The following is an 18,937-nucleotide window of genomic DNA, read 5'->3' as shown; positions in this document are numbered from 1 at the left end:
GCACCACCGCGAGGAAGTGACACCCCTTGACCACCGTACTGATCACCGGTGCCAGCGCCGGCCTGGGCGAGGCCTTCGCCCGGGGCTTCGCCGCCAAGGGCTGCGCCCTGGTTCTCGTGGCCCGCGACAAGGACCGGCTCGACGCCGTCGCCGAGCGCCTCGGCCGGGAGTACGGCGTACCCGCCGAAGTGCTGCCCGCCGACCTGCTGACGGACGGCGGCCTCACCGCGGTCGCGGAGCGGCTCGCCGACCGGGCGGCGCCCGTGGACATCCTCGTCAACAACGCCGGCTTCGGGCTGCCCGCGCCCTTCCCGTACAGCCCGGTGGAGGACGAGGAGCGGATGCTCGACCTGCTGGTCAAGGTCCCGCTGCGACTCACGCACGCCGTGGCGTCGGGCCTGCGCGAGCGGCGCCGGGGCGCGGTGCTGAACGTCTCCTCGGTAGCGGGCCTGCTGCCGACCGGGACGTACGGCGCGGCGAAGGCCTGGGTCACCGCCTTCAGCGAGTCGCTCCGGGTGGACATGGAGCCGTACGGGGTCCGGGTCCTGGCGGTGGTCCCCGGTTTCACCCGCACCGAGTTCCAGGCGCGGGCCGGGATGGACGTCAGCGCCCTGCGCGACGCGGTCTGGCTGGAGCCGGACGCCGTGGTGGCCAAGGCCCTGAGGGACCTCGCCCTGCGCCGCCCGGTCAGCATCACCGGCCGCCGATACCAGGCGTACGCCCTCGCCGCCCGCCACCTCCCGCGCGGTTTCGTGGCCCGCCGGATGGCCCGCACGCGGCGGCCCCCGGCGGACGCCGCGCACTGACGGGTCGGCTGCGCCGCGGCTACAGCTCGGTGACCTTGCCGTCCGCCACCCGCAGGCGGCGGGTCACCTGGACCGCGTCCAGCATCCGGCGGTCGTGGGTGACCAGGAGCAGCGTGCCCTCGTAGGCCTCCAGGGCGGCCTCCAGCTGCTCGATCGCCGGCAGGTCCAGGTGGTTCGTCGGCTCGTCCAGGACCAGCAGGTTCACCCCGCGGCCCTGGAGCAGTGCCAGCGCCGCCCGGGTGCGCTCGCCGGGCGAGAGGGTGGCCGCCGGACGCAGCACGTGGGCCGCCTTCAGCCCGAACTTGGCCAGCAGCGTACGGACTTCGGCCGGCTCGGTGTCCGGGACCGCCGCGCAGAACGCCTCCAGCAGCGGCTCGCCGCCGAGGAACAGCCCGCGCGCCTGGTCGACCTCGCCGACCAGCACGCCGGAGCCGAGCGTCGCCGCCCCCGAGTCCGGCGCCAGCCGGCCCAGCAGGACGGCGAGGAGCGTGGACTTGCCCGCGCCGTTGGCCCCGGTGATCGCCACCCGGTCCGCCCAGTCGATCTGCAGGCTGGCCGGCCCGAAGGCGAAGTCCCCGCGCGTGACGGACGCCTCGCGCAGGGTGGCCACCACCGAGCCGGAGCGCGGAGCCGTCGCGATCTCCATGCGCAGCTCCCACTCCTTGCGCGGCTCCTCGACGACGTCGAGGCGCTCGATCGCGCGCTGCGTCTGGCGGGCCTTCGCGGCCTGCTTCTCGCTGGACTCGCCGCGCAGGTTCTTGCCGATCTTGTCGTTGTCGCTCGACTTGCGGCGGGCGTTGCGCACGCCCTTGTCCATCCAGTTGCGCTGCATCTGCGCCCGGCCCTCCAGGGCCGACTTCTTGCCCGCGTACTCCTCGAACTCCTCGCGGGCGTGGCCACGGGCCCGATCGCGCTCCTCCAGGTAGGAGTCGTAGCCGCCGCCGTAGAGGTTGATCTCCTGCTGGGCCAGGTCGAGTTCGAGGACCTTGGTGACCGTCCGGGTCAGGAACTCGCGGTCGTGGCTGATGACGACCGTGCCCGCGCGCAGCCCCTTCACGAACTGCTCCAGCCGCTCCAGGCCGTCCAGGTCCAGGTCGTTCGTCGGCTCGTCCAGCAGGAACACGTCGTAGCGGGACAGCAGCAGCGAGGCGAGGCCCGCCCGGGCCGCCTGCCCGCCCGAGAGCGCCGTCATCGGCAGGTCCAGGCCGACCGCCAGCCCGAGCGCGTCCGCGACCTCCTGGGCCCGCTCGTCGAGGTCGGCGCCACCGAGGTTCAGCCACTGGTCCAGCGCCGTGGCGTACGCGTCGTCCGCGCCCGGGGTGCCGTCCACCAGGCCCTGGGTCGCCTCGTCCAGCTCCGCCTGCGCCGTGGCCACGCCCGTACGCCGGGCCAGGAACTCCCGTACGGACTCCTCGGGCCGGCGCTCCGGCTCCTGCGGCAGGTGGCCCACCGCCGCGCTCGGCGGGGAGAGCCGCAGCTCACCGGTCTCGGGAGCGTCCAGTCCGGCGAGCATCCGCAGCAGGGTGGACTTCCCGGCGCCGTTGACGCCGACGAGGCCGATGACGTCGCCGGGCGCGACGACGAGGTCGAGATCGGCGAAGAGGGTGCGCTCACCGTGCGCGGCGGTGAGCTTCTTGGCGACGAGGGTTGCAGTCATGATCTGCCGATCCTATCCGGGCCCGGGACTCGGACTCCGACCAGCCGCAGGCCCGCCCACAGCGCGGTCACGGCGCCGACGAGGGCGGCCGCAGTGGTGACCGGGCCGAGGCGGGTGAACTCCCCGAGGGACACCCGGTCGTCGTGCGCGTGCAGGATCCGCCGCCACAGCAGGGTGGCCGGCGAACCGGCGTAGGTCAGGTTCGGGCCGATGTCACGCCGATCGACAGGGCCGGCACCGGACCGGGTCCGGCGGGGGCGGCCCCGGGCGCATGGCAGGAAAGGTGGGGCACCTGTCATTGCGGCCGCCGGACCGGCGTCACACCATGGGTACATGTCGTCGCGAAACGTGCTCGTCGTCCTCTACGACGGGGTGCAGAGCCTGGACGTCACCGGACCGATCGAGGTGTTCGACGGCGTGGCCCGCTTCCCCGGTCTGGCCGGCTACGCGATCCGCACCGTGTCCCCGGGCGGCGCCCCGGTCCGCACCGGCAGCGGCCTGACGCTGCTGCCCGACGGGGACCTGGAGAGCGCCCGGCCGGGACCCGGCACCACGCTGCTGGTGCCCGGCGGCCGGTACACGGCCGACTTCGAACCGAGGCTCACCGACTGGCTGCGCGCCCAGGCAGGCGGCGCGGAGCGGCTGGTGTCGGTGTGCACGGGAGGGCTGCTGCTGGCCGAGGCCGGGCTGCTCGACGGGCGCCGGGCCACCACCCACTGGAACGCGTGCGAGCGGATGGCCCGGGACTATCCGGCCGTCACCGTCGAGCCCGACCCGATCTACGTCCGGGACGGCCCGGTGGCCACCTCGGCCGGGGTCACGGCCGGGATCGACCTGGCCCTGGCCCTCGTGGAGGAGGACCACGGGCGGGACGTGGCCCTGACGATCGCCCGCCACCTGGTGGTGTTCCTGCGCAGGCCGGGCAACCAGGCCCAGTTCAGCGCGCAGCTCGCGGCCCAGACGGCGCGGCGCGAGCCGCTGCGCGAGGTGCAGCACTGGATCACCGAGCACCCGGGCGGTGACCTGAGCGTGGACGCCCTGGCAGCGCGGGCCCGCCTCTCGCCGCGCCACTTCGCCCGCGCCTTCCAGGCGGAGACGGGGGTCACGCCGGGGCGGTACGTGGAGCGGGTGCGCGTGGAGCACGCGCGCAGGCTCCTGGAGGAGGGCGGCGAGGGCATCGGGCAGATCTCCCGGGCCTGCGGGTACGGAACGCCCGAGGCGCTGCGACGGGCCTTCGTGAAGACCCTGGGCCAGCCCCCGGCCGAATACCGCCGCCGCTTCGGCCCCCCGTGACGCCGCGCGGCCCCGCACCCCCGGCCGCGACACCCACCGCGCGCGGCTTGTGACACCCACCGCGCGCGGCTTGTGACGGCCGCGGCGCGCGACCCGTGACGGCCGCGCCGTGACCGCCGTGCCGGGGCACCCGCCCCGCCCAGCGGCATCCGCGGACCGTCGCCCCCAGCACCCGCCCCCAGCACCCGCCCCCTGTACCGACCCCCGTACCGAGTCCCCGTGCCCAGTCGCCGTATCGAGTCCCGCTCCGGAGGAGCCATGCAGATCGCCGTACTGCTCTACGACCGCTTCACCGCCCTCGACGCCATCGGTCCCTTCGACACCCTCGGCCGGCTTCCCGGCGCCGAGACCGTGTTCGTCGCCGAGCGCCCCGGGCCGGTCCGCACCGACAGCGGAGCGCTCGCGCTCGTCGCCGACAAGGCGCTCGGCGAGGTGACGCGGCCCGACATCGTGATCGTGCCCGGCGGGCCGCACCCGGAGGTGGAGATGGAGAACCCCGCCGTCCTCGACTGGCTCCGGGCCGTCGACGCCACCACCACGTGGACCACGTCGGTCTGCACCGGCTCCCTCCTGCTCGCCGCGGCCGGCCTGCTCGACGGGCGCCGGGCCACCAGCCACTGGCTCTACCTGGACCGGCTGCCCCGCTTCGGGGCCGCGCCCACCGGGGAGCGGGTGGTGTTCGACGGGAAGTACGTCACCGCCGCCGGGGTGTCCTCCGGGATCGACATGGGGCTCACCCTGCTCGGCAGGATCGCCGGGGACGAGGTCGCCCAGACCGTCCAGCTAATGACCGAGTACGACCCCCAGCCGCCGTACGACGCGGGGTCGCCGGACAAGGCCCCGGCCGAGCTCGTGGCGCGCCTGCGGGGGGTCAGCCCGTAGGGGCGCCGGGGTCCGGCGTCCACGTGAAGACGGGCGGGCGGCGGGCGAGGAACGCGGCGACGCCCTCCGCCGTGTCGCCGCTCCCGGCCCCCTGCCCCGCCCAGTACCCGTCCCGGTCCGTGCGCCCGTCCGCGAACTCCTTGGCCGCCGCCTGCGTCAGCCGCGAGCGCGAAACGAGGACGCGGGTGAACTCCGCGACCCGCTTGTCCAACTGCCCGGCCGGCAGCAGCTCGTGGAGGAGGCCTGCGCGCAGCGCCGTCTCCGCGTCGATCAACTCCGCTGAGAAGAGCAGGTACTTGGCCCATGCGGGACCCACCACCGACGCGAGGCGCCGGGTGGACGAGGCCGCGTAGACGATGCCCAGCTTCGCCGGGGTCACCCCGAAGGACGCACCCTCCTCGGCGAACCGCAGGTCGCAGGCGGCGGCGAGCTGGCCGCCACCGCCGACGCAGAATCCGCGGACCGCCGCGAGCGTCGGCTTCGGGAAGGCGGCCAACGTCTCCTCCGCCGCCACCGCCAGGGCCTGCGGGTCGTCGTCCCCGGTCAGGGAGGAGATGTCGGCCCCCGCGCAGAAGGTCGGGCCGTCCCCGGTCAGGACGAGCACCCGTACGGCGGGGTCGGCCGCGAGGCCGTCCAGCAGGCCGGGCAGCGCCCGCCACATGGCGGCGGTCATGGCGTTGCGCTTGGCGGGGTGGGAGATCACGACGGTGGCGACCCCGCCGGCGACCGTGTGCCGGAGGGCCGCGCCGGCGACCGCGTCCGGGCCTGCTGCGTCCATGTGCCGGATGCTATCCCGGGCGGTCGCTCCTATGATCGGGGGAGTCCGTCCCGGGGGGTGCGAGGAGGCACGCTCATGGGCGCAGACCGTACCGAGGCGAAGGGCCGGGAACCGCGGCAGGAGAAGAAGAAGCTGGGCCGCGGCTTCGGACTGCTGGCCGTGCTCGGGGTGATCCTCGTCCTCGCCGGTCTGGTCGGTCTGGTCTACACGAGCGTGGCGACGCTGACCTCGATGTTCCTCTTCGGGTGGCTGTTGCTCATCGGCGGCGTGGTGGGCCTGCTGCAAGCCGTGCAGTCGCGCAAGAGCCACTACTTCTGGCTCGCCGTCATCGTCGCCGCGATCAACATCGCGGCCGGCTTCGTCATCCTGCGCCGCCCCGAGGCGAGCGCCGAGGCGCTCACCATGTTCGCCGCGCTGCTCTTCCTCACCGGCGGACTGTTCCGCCTGGTCGGATCGCTGGTGGTGCGCGGGAGCAACTTCGGGCTCGCCCTCGTCCAGGGTGCCTTCGGGGTCCTGCTGGGCATCCTGATCCTGTCCAACTGGCCCGGGAACAGCCTGTACGTGATCGGAACCTTCTTCTCCCTCGCCCTCCTGTTCGACGGCCTGAGCCTGGTGGCGCTGGGCCTGGGAGCCCGGCGCATCCTGGGGCTGGTCAGGGAAGACGAGGTGTCCGCGGAGGCGGGCGCGATGGGCGGGGCCAGCGGGACGGCCGAGAAGCGACCGGCAGAAGATCAGGAACAGTCGAACAACTGACTCTGACATACGCCGACGGTCAGAAAGTGTCCGAATGCGCTGACTTATGGTCAGTGGTCCGGTCCGGACCAGGCTGGTCCCACTCTTGACGCGTGGAGACGATCGAGCGTGAAGACGGGGGACGGAAGATGGATGTCAGCGGGAGCGTCCCGCCAGCCAGGGAGGGGGAGCCTGAGGGCGCGGCCGACGCCCTCGCGTACGAGGGAGTGTGGCGGTTCACCGCTCCCGCGGTAGAAGAATCCGTTCCGCAGGCGCGCCGCGCGGTCCGGGACCTCCTCGGCCGCCAGGGGGTGCCGGCCCATCAGGACCTGGTGTACTCCCTGCTGCTGATCGTCTCCGAGCTGGTGACGAACTCGGTCCGGCACGCCGCCCTGCTCTCGCCGGAGGTCGCGGTCGAGGTGGCGATCGGCCGGGAGTGGGTACGGGTGGCCGTCGAGGACAACCACCCGTACCGGCCCAAGGCGCTGGAGGCCGATTTCGGCCAGACCGGCGGCCGGGGCCTGCTCCTGGTACGGGAGATCACGCTGGAGGCCGGCGGGGTCTGCGACGTCGAGCACACCTCGACCGGCGGGAAGGTCATCTGGGCGGCCCTCCCGCTGCCCGCTCCGGCCCCGGCGGGCTGACCACCCGGGAGCCGGCGAGCCCGCGGCCTACCAGCCCGCGGCGTCCCCGGTCAGCTCGCGGATCGCCGGCCGCGCCGCGTCGAGCACGGTCATGAACCAGGCGGAGAACGGCACGTCGGCGTGGCGCTTCACCAGCTCGGCGGCGGTGACGAACGCGGTGTCGCCGACCTCCTCCGGATCCGGCCGCGGCACGGCCTGGGCCAGCCCCACGAACAGGTGGTTGAACTCCTGCTCCACCAGGCCCGACGCGGGGTCCGGGTGGTTGTAGCGCACGGTCCCCGCCTCCGCGAGCAGCGAGGGGGACAGGCCCAGCTCCTCGTGGGTCCGCCGGGCGGCCGCCGCGAACGGGGACTCCCCGGGGTAGGGGTGACCGCAGCACGTGTTCGACCAGACACCGGGCGAGTGGTACTTCCCGAGGGCCCGCTGCTGGAGCAGCAGGCGGCCCTGCTCGTCGAAGAGGAACACCGAGAACGCACGGTGCAACAGGCCGGGCGCCTGATGGGCGGACAGCTTCTCCGCCGTGCCGATGGTGTTGCCGGCCTCGTCGACCAGTTCGAGCATGATCGCTTCTTGAGTACCGGTGCCGTTGGACGCGCTGTTCGCGGCGGTGGCTGGTGTGGTCGGCATACCCATCCTTCGCTTCGGACTCCGGCCTTCAGTCTGCCGTACAAAAGAGGCTTGTCCCCACTTCGGAGATCCGCGCATGTCCGCACCCGGTACGTCAGACCCCGAACGGGGCCGGATAGCTGATCGTTCCCGCCGGGACCGGGACGGAATCGTCCAGCACGAGGGCCATCATCGCCTCGTCGGGGACCTCGAAGGGTGCCCGGATCCCGAAGCGCGACGCCGGCACGAACCCGAAGCGCTGGTAGTAGTCCGGGTGCCCGAGGACGAGGACCAGGGACTCCCCGCGCTCCCTGGCCGCCGCGAGCAGCGCCCGTACGACCGAGCTGCCCGCTCCCGAGCGCTGGAGCGCCGGGTCGGCCGCCACCGGCGCGAGCGCCAGCGCACGGGCGCCGTCGACCTTGCAGGCGGTGAGCAGGGCGTGCGCGGCCACCGACCCGTCCGGGCCCTCGGCGACGTACGAGAGCCCGGGGATCCAGGCGTCGTCCGAGCGCAGCGCGTCCACGAGGTCCGCCTCGAGCGGAGTGCCGAACGCCGCCAGGTTGACGCCCCGCACGGCGGCGGTGTCGGCCGCCGTCTCCGGCCGGGCGGGCCAGGCGGGACCGTCCCCGGCGGTGACCGTGCGCAGGACGTAGCCGGTGTAGCCGTACTCGTGCCCGTGGCGGGCCCGTGCGTCGAGCTCCTCGCGGGTGGCGGCCAGCGCGGCCTCCATCGCGGGGGAGCCGGCCATCGCGGGGGATCCGGCCTCGGCGCGGGCGCGGACCCGCTCCGCGAGCGGGCCGTAGTACTCGGCCCAGTCGGAGTCGGGCAGCTGGTGCACGCCGGTCACCCGGTACCCGGCGGCCTGGGCCGCCGCGAGGTTGCGCGCCGTGGTGCGCAGCGCGTACTGGGGATCCCAGAAGGCGCGCGCGCCGGCGGAAGGCTCCTCGACGGTCCATTGGCACTCGGTCAGCACGAGGGTGCCGCCGGGGGCGAGCAGCCGCTTCCACCGCGCGAGCGCGGTGTCGAAGCCGATGGCGTAGGCGGAGCCCTCGGCCCAGACGAGGTCGAAGGAGCCGTCCTCGAAGGGGAGCGTGCCCATGTCCGCCGAAACGGTGCGGACGCGCTCGGCGAGGCCACGGGCCGCGGCGGCCGTACGGAGCTCTTCGAGGAACCCGTCGTGGAGGTCGACGGCGGTCACCTCGGCGCCGTGCCCGCCCGCCTCGGCGGCGAGCAGCAGGGCGCTGCGGCCCGGACCGCAGCCCAGGTCGAGGACGCGCGGCCGCCCGGGCAGCGTTCCGCACAGGGAGAGCAGGTGCCGGGTGGACGCGTCGGAGCCGGGGGCCTGCCGGGGCAGACCGCCGTGGAGGGTGAGGAGCGCTTCGGTGAAGCCGGCCTCGCTGGAGGTGGCCCCGCCGGAGCCGGGCTCGCGAGATCGAGATCTGGAGCCGGAAGGGGTGGTGGAGCGGGTGTTGTCGGTGTCGGTCAACGTGAACCCTTGAACGGGGGCTCCGGCCGACGGGGCCGATCGGTCAGTACGAGATCAGGCCCGGCCGGATGCCCGGAAGGAAGTGGGGATGTACCGGAGTTCGCCGCGCATGGCCGCGACCTTCACGACGGTCATCAACCCACCTCTTTCCCGCTCGGTCACCGTGTGGTGTACAGGACGTACGTACGGAGATCGTACGCGTCGGCGTCCACGCTACCACCGGAGCGGTTTGTGATCCCTCGGCATGATCGTCAATGATGATCCCGCCCGGCCCCGGGGCCCGGGAATATTCGGCTTATCGGGGCGTAAACGGGTGATGAACCCTTGCTTCCATTCATCCGATAGCCTCTGCCGACGTGTCGCCGCCCACGCGGCGCGCGTTCGGATTTCGTTACAAGGAGTGAGTTCGTCTGCCGACCGTCATCCTTACCGGCCCGCCGGTGCCCGGATCACCGCTCGCGGACGAGCTGCGCGCCCTCGGCTTCGACGTCCGTCCCGCCACCGGGCCCGAGGAAGCGGCCGCCGTACTGGCCCGCGTACCCGCCGACCAGCGGGTCGGCGTCGTCGACAGCGGGTTCGTCGGGCACGTCCACGCGCTGCGCCTCGCGCTGACCGACCCCCGCTTCGACGCCTGCGCCGTCACCGGGGCCCTCGCCGTCCAGCCGGGCGCCCGCCCGGCCCTGGACCGGGCGGTTGCCGCCGCGGGTACGGCCGAGGGCGACGCCACCGCCACCACCGCTACCACCGGCGCCACCGCCACGGTCGACGCCACCACCGGCGCCACGGGCAGCGCCACCGTCGGGACCGGCGCCACCGTCGGGACCGGCCCGGTCCTCCGTGACCCGTACGCGGACCGCCTCGCCGACGCGGTCGAGGCCGCCGGCACTGCCGTCCAGCGCCCCGAGCTGGGCACGCTCGTCGCCACCGTGCCCGCGACCCCGGCGGAGCGCGCCGAGGCCGCCGCCGCCGTCGCCTCCGTCGACGACGAGGCCGTACGGCTGCGGACCGCCGTCAAGTCCCGCGACGGCTTCTTCACCACCTTCTGCGTCAGCCCGTACTCGCGCTACATCGCCCGCTGGTGCGCCCGCCGCGGCCTGACCCCGAACCAGGTCACCACCGCCTCGCTGATCACCGCCCTGATCGCGGCGGGCTGCGCCGCCACCGGCGACCGCTGGGGCTACGTCACCGCCGGCGTGCTGCTGCTCGTCTCGTTCGTCCTGGACTGCACCGACGGGCAGCTCGCCCGCTACTCGCTCCAGTACTCGACGATGGGCGCCTGGCTCGACGCCACCTTCGACCGGGCGAAGGAGTACTCCTTCTACGCGGGCCTCGCGCTCGGCGCCGCCCGCAACGGGGACGACGTCTGGGCCCTGGCCCTCGGCGCCATGATCCTCATGACCTGCCGGCACGTCGTCGACTTCGCCTTCAACGAGGCCAACCACGACGCCACCGCGAACACGAGCCCCACGGCCGCGCTGTCCGACAGGCTCGACAGCGTCGGCTGGACCGTCTGGCTCCGCCGGATGATCATCCTTCCGATCGGCGAGCGCTGGGCGATGATCGCGGTCCTGACCGCGCTGACCACCCCCCGCATCGTCTTCTACGCGCTCCTCGTCGGCTGTGCCTTCGGCGCCCTCTACACCACCGCCGGCCGCGTCCTGCGCTCCCTGACGCGCAAGGCCAAGCGGACGGCCCGGGCCGCCCAGGCCCTCGCCGACCTCACCGACTCGGGCCCGCTGGCCGAGCTCGCGGCCCGGCTCGTCGGCCGCATGGCACCCGGCGCCGGGATCGCCGCCGCAGTGATCGGCTCCGCCGCTCTGCTCTGGACCGCCTGGGCCTACGATTTCGGCGGCCGTCAGGTGATCATCGCCGCCGTCTTGTACGTGCTGCTCGCCGGAGCCGCCGTCGCGCGCCCCCTCACAGGCGCCCTCGACTGGCTCGTCCCGCCCGTCTTCCGGGCGGCCGAGTACACCACCGTGCTGATCCTCGCCGCGAAGGCGGACGTCCCCGGAGCGCTTCCGGCGGCATTCGGCCTGATCGCGGCGGTCGCCTACCATCACTACGACACGGTGTACCGGATTCGCGGTGGCACCGGCGCGCCCCCGCACTGGCTGGTGCGGACGGTCGGCGGTCACGAGGGCCGGGTCCTGCTGACCGTGGTCCTGGCCGCCGTCCTCGCCCGCGACGCGTTCCCCGTCGCGCTCACGGCCACTGCCGTGTTCGTGGCCCTCGTGGTGCTCGTGGAGAGCATCCGCTTCTGGGTCTCCTCCGGAGCACCCGCCGTACACGACGAAGGAGAACCAGCATGATCGGCCTTGTCCTCGCTGCCGGTGCCGGACGCCGTCTGCGTCCCTACACCGACACCCTGCCCAAGGCCCTCGTGCCCGTCGGCCCCGAAGGCGACGAGGAGAGCATCACGGTCCTCGACCTGACGCTCGGCAACTTCGCCGCGGTCGGCCTCACCGAGGTCGCCGTCGTCGTCGGCTACCGCAAGGAGGCCGTCTACGAGCGCCGCGAGGCGCTGGAGGCCAAGTACGGCGTCAAGATCACGCTGATCGACAACGACAAGGCCGAGGAGTGGAACAACGCCTACTCCCTGTGGTGCGCGCGTGACGTCCTGGGGCAGGGCGTGATCCTCGCCAACGGCGACACCGTCCACCCGGTCTCCGTCGAGAAGACCCTGCTCGCCGCCCGCGGCGACGGCAAGAAGATCATCCTCGCCCTCGACACGGTCAAGAGCCTGGCCGACGAGGAGATGAAGGTCGTCACCGCCGACGGCGAGGGCGTGCGGAAGATCACCAAGCTGATGGACCCGGCCGACGCGACGGGCGAGTACATCGGCGTCACGCTCATCGAGCCCGAGGCCGCCGAGCAGCTGGCCGAGGCGCTGAAGACCACCTTCGAGCGCGACCCCGACCTCTACTACGAGGACGGCTACCAGCAGCTCGTCAACGACGGTTTCACGATCGACGTGGCCCCCATCGGCGACGTCAAGTGGGTCGAGATCGACAACCACGACGACCTCGCCAAGGGCCGGACGATCGCATGCCAGTACTGACCCGGCTGATCCCCTCGCCGGTCGTCGTCGACATCAGCCGCGGCGCCATGGACGACCTGGCCGGCCTCCTGGCCGACCAGCGGATCTCCGCGTCGGGCAAGCTGGCGATCGCGATCAGCGGCGGCTCCGGCGTGGCGCTGCGCGCCAAGCTGGAGCCCGTGCTGCCGCACGCCGACTGGTACCCGGTCGTCGACGGCACCATCGACTCCGCCGTCAAGCTGGCCGACGACATAAAGGGCCGCCGCTACGACGCCGTCGTGGGCCTGGGCGGCGGCAAGATCATCGACGTGGCCAAGTACGCCGCGGCGCGGGTCGGACTGCCCATGGTGGCCGTCGCCACCAACCTCTCGCACGACGGTATCTGCTCGCCGGTGTCCATCCTGGACAACGACAACGGCCGCGGCTCCTACGGCGTGCCGACGCCGATCGCCATGGTGATCGACCTCGACGTGATCAAGGACGCCCCGGTGCGGTTCATCCGCGCGGGCATCGGCGACGTCATCTCCAACATCTCGGCGATCGCCGACTGGGAGCTCTCGCACCGGCTCAACGACGAGCCCGTCGACGGCCTCGCCGCCGCGATGGCCCGCACCGCCGGCGAGTCCGTGCTGCGCCACCCCGGCGGCTGCGGCGACGACGAGTTCCTCACCGTGCTCTCCGAGGGCCTGGTCCTCTCCGGCATCGCCATGTCGATCAGCGGCGACACCCGCCCGTCGTCCGGCGCCTGCCACGAGATCAGCCACGCCTTCGACCTGCTGTACCCGGGACGCTCCGCGCTGCACGGCGAGCAGGTCGGCCTCGGAGCCGCCTTCGCCATGCACCTGCGCGGCGCCGAACAGCAGTCGGGCCTCTTCGTGGAGGTGCTGCGCCGCCACGGTCTGCCGGTGTCGCCCGAGGAGATCGGCTTCAGCGTCGACGAGTTCGTCGCCGCCGTCGACTACGCCCCCCAGACCCGCCCGGGACGCTTCACGATCCTGGAGCACCTCAACCTGTCCGCCGCCGAGATCAGGGACGCTTACGCCGACTATGCCAAGACCATCCGTAGCTGAACTCCGGCCCGTCGTGCACCCGGCGGGCGTCAAGGACCGGGTCAGCGGCGAGCACTGGGGCGGGCGCCTCTACATGCGCGAGATCTCCCTGCGCATCACCCGCCTCCTGGTCACCACCCGGGTCACGCCGAACCAGCTGACCTACGTGATGACCCTCGCCGGCGTCCTCGCCCTCCCGGCCCTGCTCATCCCCGGTGTCTGGGGCGCGGTCCTCGGCGTGGTGGCGGTGCAGATGTACCTGCTGCTCGACTGCGTCGACGGCGAGGTCGCCCGCTGGAAGAAGCAGTACTCGCTCTCCGGCGTCTACCTGGACCGGGTCGGCGCCTACCTGTGCGACGCCGCGGTCCTCGTCGGCTTCGGCCTGCGCGCCTCCGACCTGTGGGGCAGCGGGCGGATCGACTGGCTGTGGGCCTTCCTGGGCACCCTCGCGGCGCTCGGCGCGATCCTGATCAAGGCCGAGACCGATCTGGTCGGCGTCGCCCGCCACCAGGCCGGGAAGCCCGTGGTCCAGGACGCGGCGGCCGAACCGCGCTCCTCCGGCATGGCGCTCGCCCGCCGGGCCGCGGCCGCGCTGAAGTTCCACCGCCTCGTCCTCGGCATCGAGGCGTCCCTGCTCATCCTGGTGCTGGCCGTCCTGGACCAGATGCGCGGCGACCTGTACTTCTCCCGGCTGGGTGTCGCCGTACTGGCCGGCATCGCTGTGCTGCAGACGGTGCTGCACCTCGTGTCCGTCCTGGCCTCCAGCAGGCTCAAGTGAGCACCCCGATGCGGCTGGGCGCCGTGATCATCACCATGGGCAACCGGCCCGACGACCTCAAGGCGCTCGTCGACTCGGTGGCCCGCCAGGACGGCGCCCCCGTCGAGGTCGTCGTGGTGGGCCAGGGCGTGGAGGTCACCGGGCTGCCCGAGGGCGTCCGTACGGTGGCCCTGCCCGAGAACCTGGGCATTCCGGGCGGCCGCAACGTCGGCATCGAGGCCTTCGGCCCCGGCGGCAGCGACGTGGACGCCCTGCTCTTCCTCGACGACGACGGGCTGCTGGAGCGCACCGACACCGCCGAGCTGTGCCGCCAGGCCTTCACGGAGGATCCGGCGCTCGGCATCGTCAGCTTCCGGATCGCCGATCCGGAGACCGGTGTCACACAGCGCCGGCACGTGCCGCGGCTGCGGGCCTCGGACCCGATGCGCTCCTCGCGCGTGACCACCTTCCTCGGCGGCGCCAACGCGGTCCGCACCTCGGTGTTCGAGCAGGTCGGACCCCTTCCCGGGGAGTTCTTCTACGCGCACGAGGAGACGGACCTGGCCTGGCGGGCGCTCGACGCGGGGTGGCTGATCGACTACCGGGCGGACATGGTGCTGCTGCACCCCACCACGTCCCCCTCCCGGCACGCCGTCTACCACCGTATGGTGGCTCGTAACCGGGTGTGGCTCGCCCGCCGCAACCTGCCTGCCCCGCTGGTCCCCGTCTACCTGGGGGTCTGGCTCCTGCTGACCCTCGTCCGCAGGCCGTCGGCGCCCGCGCTGAAGGCCTGGTTCGGCGGATTCCGCGAGGGGTGGACCACTCCCTGCGGCCCCCGCCGCCCCATGCGATGGCGGACGGTCTGGCGGTTGACCCGGTTGGGCCGACCACCTGTCATCTGACCCGATCGCGTCTGGGACCATGGCGCGATCACGGGTCTCGTGCCACCAGCTGATGCCCATCCTTCCTGCCGCATCTTGAAGACGGAAAGTTTCAACTTGTGAGTGACACAACCCACGACGGCGCCCTCGCCACGAGCAAGCCGCCGTCCGAAGACGCGGGGCTGAGCCCCGCGGAGCTCGCCAGGAAGTACGGCCTGTCCGTGAGCGGCGCCCGCCCCGGCCTGGGCGAGTACGTCCGCCAGCTCTGGGGCCGGCGCCACTTCGTCCTGGCGTTCTCCCGGGCGAAGCTGGTCGCGCAGTACAGCCAGGCGAAGCTCGGCCAGGTCTGGCAGGTGGCGACCCCCCTGCTGAACGCGGCCGTCTACTGGCTGATCTTCGGCCTGATCCTCGGAGCGGGCAAGGAGATGCCCGAGGGCGTCTACGTCCCCTTCCTGATGATGGGCATCTTCGTCTTCACCTTCACCCAGAGCTCGGTGATGGCGGGCGTCCGGGCGATCTCCGGGAACCTCGGGCTGGTACGGGCGCTGCACTTCCCGCGCGCCGCCCTCCCGGTGTCCTTCTCGCTCCAGCAGCTCCAGCAGCTGATGTACTCGATGATCGTCGTCTTCATCATCGCCATCAGCTTCGGCAACTACCCGCGGCTCTCCTGGCTGCTGGTGATCCCGACGCTGGCGCTCCAGTTCGTCTTCAACACCGGCCTCGCCATGATCTTCGCGCGGATGGGCTCCAAGACCCCCGACCTGGCGCAGCTGATGCCGTTCGTGATGCGCACCTGGATGTACGCCTCCGGCGTCATGTTCCCGATCGGGATCTACCTCAAGGACCAGCCGCAGTGGATCAGCGACGTGCTGCTGTGGAACCCGGTGGCGATCTACATGGACCTCATCCGGTTCGCCCTGATCGACGACTACGGCAGCAGCTACCTGCCGCCGCACGTCTGGCTCTTCGCCGTGGGCTGGGCCGCGGTGATCGGCCTCGGGGGCTTCGTGTACTTCTGGAAGGCTGAGGAGCGTTACGGCCGTGGCTGAGCAAACCGAGGGGCGCATCCCCACCGTGATCGCGGACGGCGTGCACATCGTCTACCGCGTCAACACCGGCGGAGTCGGCAAGGGCGCGGCCACCGCCGCGCTCAGCAAGATAGTCCGCCGGGGCAAGGGCAAGGGCGAGGAGCGCGGCGTCCGCCGGGTCCACGCCGTACGAGGGGTCACCTTCACCTCGTACCGCGGCGAGGCCATCGGCCTCATCGGCTCCAACGGATCCGGCAAGTCGACGCTGTTGCGCGCCATCGCGGGGCTGCTGCCCTGCGAGGAGGGCCGGGTCTACACCGACGGCCAGCCGTCGCTGCTCGGTGTCAACGCGGCGCTGATGAACGACCTGACCGGCGAGCGCAACATCGTCCTCGGCGGTCTCGCCATGGGCATGAGCCGCGAGCAGATCAGGGAGCGCTACCAGGGAATCGTCGACTTCTCGGGCATCAACGAGAAGGGCGACTTCATCTCCCTGCCGATGCGCACCTACTCCTCCGGAATGGCGGCGCGCCTGCGCTTCTCCATCGCGGCGGCCAAGGACCACGACGTTCTGATGATCGACGAGGCCCTCGCCACCGGTGACCGCAGCTTCCAGGTGCGCTCCGAGAACCGCATCCGCGAACTGCGGGAGAAGGCCGGCACCGTCTTTCTGGTGAGCCACAACAACAAGTCGATCCGCGACACATGTGACCGCGTGCTGTGGCTGGAGAAGGGCGAGCTCCTCATGGACGGGCCCACGGAGGAAGTCGTCTCGGCGTACGAGAAGGCGACCAACGGCTGATTCCCGCCCCGGGCGGAACGACGAGGCCCCCGCCGCTCAGCGCGGCGGGGGCCTCGTCGTGCCCGGCGTTGTGTCCCGCTCCGTGTCCGGCCGCCGCGGCGTGCGGTATCCGGCGGATTTCCACGCCATTCGACGCTGTTCGACGGCATTCGACGACATTCGTTGGCGGACACGGCGACATTCGGTGGCGGAGCGAATACCCGAGAGGCCTTCGCGGCGTTGTACAGCGTAAGCTGAAGCGGTCCTGAATCGCGGCAAGAGGGGACGATTCACCGCAGGTGAACGGCCTTGAGGTACCCCGGGGAATCCCCGGCGGCGTGTCCGAAATAGGATGCATTGGGTCGGCAGTGTAGAACGGGAGATGTGACGGCAATGGCTACGGGAATTCTCCGGCCCCCAGGCACGACGGCCGTCCCCGCCCCGGGCGGCGGGCGGTGACCCCGGGGCACGACGAACGGCCCGGGTCCGACGCGGACCACGCGCGTGCCACCCTCGGCAAGGCCCGGACGGAGAACTTCCCCGTCGCCCCCGCCTTCCTGCCGCGCGCCTGGCGCGACGGCCTGACGGCGGTCTACGGATACGCCCGCCTCGTCGACGACATCGGCGACGGGGACCTCGCCCCCGGCGGCCGCGACGCCGTGCTCCTCGGCCTCGAGCCGGCCGCCGTCGACGACCGGCTCGCCATGCTCGACGCCTTCGAGGCCGACCTGCACCGGGTGTTCGGCGCCGCCGACGGCGCCCCGCGCCACCCGCTGCTGCGCGCACTGCGGCCCGTCGTGCGCGAGCACGGCCTCACCCCCGAGCCGTTCCTCGGACTCATCGAGGCCAACCGCCAGGACCAGCGCGTCTCCCGCTACGAGACGTACGGCGACCTCCTCGCCTACTGCGAGCTCTCCGCGAACCCGGTGGGCCGCCTCGTGCTGTCCCTCACCGGCACCAGCACCCCCGAGCGGGTCCGCCGCTCCGACGCCGTCTGCACCGCCCTGCAGATCGCCGAACACCTCCAGGACGTCGCCGAGGACCTCGGCCGGGACCGGATCTACCTGCCCGGCGAGGACATGCGGCGCTTCCACGTCACGGAGGCCGACCTCAAGGCCCCGAGCGCCGGCGCGTCCGTACGCGCACTGGTCGCGTTCGAAAGCGAGCGCGCCGCCTCGCTCCTGAATGAAGGCACCCCGCTCGTGGGTAGCGTCCACGGCAGACTCCGGCTGCTGCTCGCGGGCTTCGTGGGAGGGGGCCGCGCGGCCCTGAGAGCCGTCACCGCCGCCGGCTTCGACGTACTTATCGGCCCGCCCAAGCCCACCAAGAGCGGCCTGATCCGCGAGGTGGCCGCCGTCCTGCGCACAGCGCCGAGAAAGGGGTGAGCCCCAACGTGGAGGGCCCCACACAAGCGTCATCACCGGCTGCGCCGTCCGCACCGGTCCTGGCGGCCTACAGCTACTGCGAGGCCGTCACCGGATCGCAGGCGCGGAACTTCGCGTACGGCATCCGGCTGCTGCCCACCGACAAGCGGCAGGCGATGTCCGCGCTGTACGCCTTCTCCCGCCGTGTCGACGACATCGGCGACGGCACGCTCGCGCCCGGCGCGAAGCTGGCCCGGCTGGAGGAGACCCGCGCCCTGCTGGGCCGGATCCGGGCCGAGGAGATCGACGAGGACGACACCGACCCGGTCGCCGTCGCCCTCGCGCACGCCGCGCGCCGGTTCCCGATCCCGCTCGGCGGACTCGACGAACTCATCGACGGTGTCCTGATGGACGTCCGCGGCGAGACCTACGAGACCTGGGACGACCTCAAGGACTACTGCCGGTGTGTCGCCGGCGCCATCGGGCGGCTCTCGCTCGGCGTGTTCGGCACCGTCGGCGCGGGCGGACTCGCAGCGGCCGACGCGGCCCGCGCCGGGGAGTACGCCGACACCCTCGGCCTCGCCCTGCAACTCACCAACATCCTCAGGGACGTTCGCGAGGACGCGGCCAACGGCCGCACCTACCTGCCCGCAGAGGACCTCGCCAAGTTCGGCTGCTCGGACGGGTTCGGCAGCGAGCGGATGCCCGCCGGATCCGACTTTGCCGGTCTCGTCCACCACGAAGTCCGGCGTGCCCGGGCCCTGTTCGTCGAGGGCTACCGGCTGCTGCCCCTGCTCGACCGGCGCAGCGGAGCCTGCGTGGCCGCCATGGCCGGGATCTACCGGCGCCTCCTCGACCGCATCGAGCGGGAGCCGGACGCCGTACTGCGCGGCCGCGTCTCGCTGCCGACGCACGAGAAGGCGTACGTCGCCGTACGCGGGCTCTCCGGCCTCGACGCGCGGACCATCTCCCGCCAGAACACCCGGAGGCGGATCTGATGAACCCGACCCGCTCCGCGCGGCCGGCGCACCCCGGCCGCGCCTCGACCCACCCGGGGGCCCGGCGTCCCGGGCCCCTGCCCGCCCCCGCCGGGCCGGGCAGGACCTCGGCGCCCGCGTCAGCGCACGCAACCCCGTACGCAACCTTCACCCCGCCC

The 18,937-nt window shown here is 72.7% G+C and carries 18 protein-coding genes and 1 pseudogene; 14 read left to right on the top strand and 5 right to left on the bottom strand.

Features of this window, described 5'->3' with window-relative positions:
* Nucleotides 1–26: 26 nt before the first annotated feature.
* Nucleotides 27–806: an SDR family NAD(P)-dependent oxidoreductase gene (locus OTB16_RS14675; protein ID WP_267720586.1), complete on the top strand. Its 780-nt coding sequence runs from the start codon at nt 27–29 to the stop codon at nt 804–806.
* Nucleotides 807–825: 19 nt separating this feature from the next.
* Here the strand turns inward: OTB16_RS14675 and OTB16_RS14670 are convergent, their stop codons facing one another.
* Both OTB16_RS14670 and OTB16_RS14665 read right to left on the bottom strand, forming a co-directional pair.
* Entirely contained in the window at nt 826–2,463 is a 1,638-nt protein-coding gene (locus OTB16_RS14670; protein WP_267720585.1) for an ABC-F family ATP-binding cassette domain-containing protein, read from the bottom strand.
* A pseudogene (locus OTB16_RS14665) lies at nt 2,460–2,731 on the bottom strand (hypothetical protein); the annotation flags it as partial. The pseudogene OTB16_RS14665 and the gene OTB16_RS14670, both read right to left, overlap by 4 nt.
* A 65-nt stretch (nt 2,732–2,796) precedes the next feature.
* Here OTB16_RS14665 and OTB16_RS14660 point away from each other — a divergent pair.
* Nucleotides 2,797–3,756, top strand: a complete 960-nt coding sequence (locus tag OTB16_RS14660) for a GlxA family transcriptional regulator (protein ID WP_267720584.1) — start codon at nt 2,797–2,799, stop codon at nt 3,754–3,756.
* 258 nt (nt 3,757–4,014) lie between these two features.
* Entirely contained in the window at nt 4,015–4,638 is a 624-nt protein-coding gene (locus OTB16_RS14655) for a DJ-1/PfpI family protein (protein WP_267720755.1), read from the top strand.
* On the opposite strand, the gene OTB16_RS14650 is transcribed toward OTB16_RS14655, so the two are convergent.
* Nucleotides 4,628–5,416: an enoyl-CoA hydratase/isomerase family protein gene (locus OTB16_RS14650; protein ID WP_267720583.1), complete on the bottom strand. Its 789-nt coding sequence runs from the start codon at nt 5,414–5,416 to the stop codon at nt 4,628–4,630. The genes OTB16_RS14655 and OTB16_RS14650 overlap by 11 nt on opposite strands.
* 75 nt (nt 5,417–5,491) lie before the next feature.
* Here OTB16_RS14650 and OTB16_RS14645 point away from each other — a divergent pair, with 75 nt between their 5' ends.
* A complete protein-coding gene (locus tag OTB16_RS14645) occupies nt 5,492–6,169 on the top strand; it encodes an HdeD family acid-resistance protein (RefSeq protein ID WP_267720582.1) in 678 nt (225 codons plus the stop codon).
* A gap of 128 nt (nt 6,170–6,297) precedes the next feature.
* Nucleotides 6,298–6,792: an ATP-binding protein gene (locus tag OTB16_RS14640; protein WP_383902139.1), complete on the top strand. Its 495-nt coding sequence runs from the start codon at nt 6,298–6,300 to the stop codon at nt 6,790–6,792.
* 27 nt (nt 6,793–6,819) lie between these two features.
* Here OTB16_RS14640 and idi read toward each other — a convergent pair whose 3' ends face one another.
* Entirely contained in the window at nt 6,820–7,419 is a 600-nt protein-coding gene (gene idi / locus OTB16_RS14635) for an isopentenyl-diphosphate Delta-isomerase (protein ID WP_267720580.1), read from the bottom strand.
* A 94-nt stretch (nt 7,420–7,513) separates the two neighbouring features.
* Nucleotides 7,514–8,752, bottom strand: coding sequence for a bifunctional class I SAM-dependent methyltransferase/N-acetyltransferase (locus OTB16_RS14630; RefSeq protein ID WP_267720754.1), 1,239 nt, complete (start codon nt 8,750–8,752; stop codon nt 7,514–7,516).
* 542 nt (nt 8,753–9,294) lie between these two features.
* Between OTB16_RS14630 and OTB16_RS14625 the strand changes: the two genes are divergently transcribed.
* From OTB16_RS14625 to hpnD, 9 genes are all read left to right on the top strand, one after another.
* Nucleotides 9,295–11,193, top strand: a complete 1,899-nt coding sequence (locus tag OTB16_RS14625; protein ID WP_267720753.1) for a DUF5941 domain-containing protein — start codon at nt 9,295–9,297, stop codon at nt 11,191–11,193.
* On the top strand, nt 11,190–11,942 hold the full coding sequence (locus OTB16_RS14620; RefSeq protein WP_267720579.1) for a phosphocholine cytidylyltransferase family protein: 753 nt from the start codon (nt 11,190–11,192) through the stop codon (nt 11,940–11,942). Before OTB16_RS14625 ends, OTB16_RS14620 begins: the two co-directional genes overlap by 4 nt.
* On the top strand, nt 11,930–12,991 hold the full coding sequence (locus OTB16_RS14615) for an iron-containing alcohol dehydrogenase family protein (protein ID WP_267720578.1): 1,062 nt from the start codon (nt 11,930–11,932) through the stop codon (nt 12,989–12,991). The genes OTB16_RS14620 and OTB16_RS14615 overlap by 13 nt, the downstream gene beginning before the upstream one ends.
* Nucleotides 12,969–13,748 carry a CDP-alcohol phosphatidyltransferase family protein gene (locus tag OTB16_RS14610; RefSeq protein ID WP_267720577.1) on the top strand — a complete coding sequence of 260 codons (780 nt, stop codon included), beginning with the start codon at nt 12,969–12,971 and terminating at the stop codon, nt 13,746–13,748. Before OTB16_RS14615 ends, OTB16_RS14610 begins: the two co-directional genes overlap by 23 nt.
* Before the next feature lie 8 nt (nt 13,749–13,756).
* Nucleotides 13,757–14,629: a glycosyltransferase family 2 protein gene (locus tag OTB16_RS14605; protein WP_267720752.1), complete on the top strand. Its 873-nt coding sequence runs from the start codon at nt 13,757–13,759 to the stop codon at nt 14,627–14,629.
* Between the two features lie 98 nt (nt 14,630–14,727).
* Nucleotides 14,728–15,657 (top strand): ABC transporter permease, encoded by a 930-nt coding sequence (locus tag OTB16_RS14600; RefSeq protein ID WP_267720576.1) that lies wholly within the window; start codon nt 14,728–14,730, stop codon nt 15,655–15,657.
* Complete coding sequence (locus OTB16_RS14595; RefSeq protein WP_267720575.1) at nt 15,650–16,438, top strand: ABC transporter ATP-binding protein; 789 nt, start codon at nt 15,650–15,652, stop codon at nt 16,436–16,438. The genes OTB16_RS14600 and OTB16_RS14595 overlap by 8 nt, the downstream gene beginning before the upstream one ends.
* 434 nt (nt 16,439–16,872) lie before the next feature.
* On the top strand, nt 16,873–17,802 hold the full coding sequence (hpnC, locus tag OTB16_RS14590) for a squalene synthase HpnC (protein ID WP_267720574.1): 930 nt from the start codon (nt 16,873–16,875) through the stop codon (nt 17,800–17,802).
* A gap of 8 nt (nt 17,803–17,810) precedes the next feature.
* Nucleotides 17,811–18,779 (top strand): presqualene diphosphate synthase HpnD, encoded by a 969-nt coding sequence (hpnD, locus tag OTB16_RS14585; protein WP_420717704.1) that lies wholly within the window; start codon nt 17,811–17,813, stop codon nt 18,777–18,779.
* The last annotated feature ends 158 nt before the right edge of the window (nt 18,780–18,937 follow it).

Source organism: Streptomyces antarcticus (assembly GCF_026627255.1).
Taxonomy (GTDB): Bacteria; Actinomycetota; Actinomycetes; order Streptomycetales; family Streptomycetaceae; genus Streptomyces; species Streptomyces antarcticus.
This window is presented reverse-complemented; position numbering and strand designations above follow the sequence as displayed.

Coding starts and splice junctions, on each gene's coding strand:
- OTB16_RS14670 (WP_267720585.1), bottom strand. CDS start 2,463: ATGACTGCAACCCTCGTCGCCAAGAAGCTCACCGCCGCGCACGGTGAG.
- OTB16_RS14660 (WP_267720584.1), top strand. CDS start 2,797: ATGTCGTCGCGAAACGTGCTCGTCGTCCTCTACGACGGGGTGCAGAGC.
- OTB16_RS14655 (WP_267720755.1), top strand. CDS start 4,015: ATGCAGATCGCCGTACTGCTCTACGACCGCTTCACCGCCCTCGACGCC.
- OTB16_RS14650 (WP_267720583.1), bottom strand. CDS start 5,416: ATGGACGCAGCAGGCCCGGACGCGGTCGCCGGCGCGGCCCTCCGGCAC.
- OTB16_RS14645 (WP_267720582.1), top strand. CDS start 5,492: ATGGGCGCAGACCGTACCGAGGCGAAGGGCCGGGAACCGCGGCAGGAG.
- OTB16_RS14640 (WP_383902139.1), top strand. CDS start 6,298: ATGGATGTCAGCGGGAGCGTCCCGCCAGCCAGGGAGGGGGAGCCTGAG.
- idi (WP_267720580.1), bottom strand. CDS start 7,419: ATGCCGACCACACCAGCCACCGCCGCGAACAGCGCGTCCAACGGCACC.
- OTB16_RS14620 (WP_267720579.1), top strand. CDS start 11,190: ATGATCGGCCTTGTCCTCGCTGCCGGTGCCGGACGCCGTCTGCGTCCC.
- OTB16_RS14615 (WP_267720578.1), top strand. CDS start 11,930: ATGCCAGTACTGACCCGGCTGATCCCCTCGCCGGTCGTCGTCGACATC.
- OTB16_RS14610 (WP_267720577.1), top strand. CDS start 12,969: ATGCCAAGACCATCCGTAGCTGAACTCCGGCCCGTCGTGCACCCGGCG.
- OTB16_RS14605 (WP_267720752.1), top strand. CDS start 13,757: ATGCGGCTGGGCGCCGTGATCATCACCATGGGCAACCGGCCCGACGAC.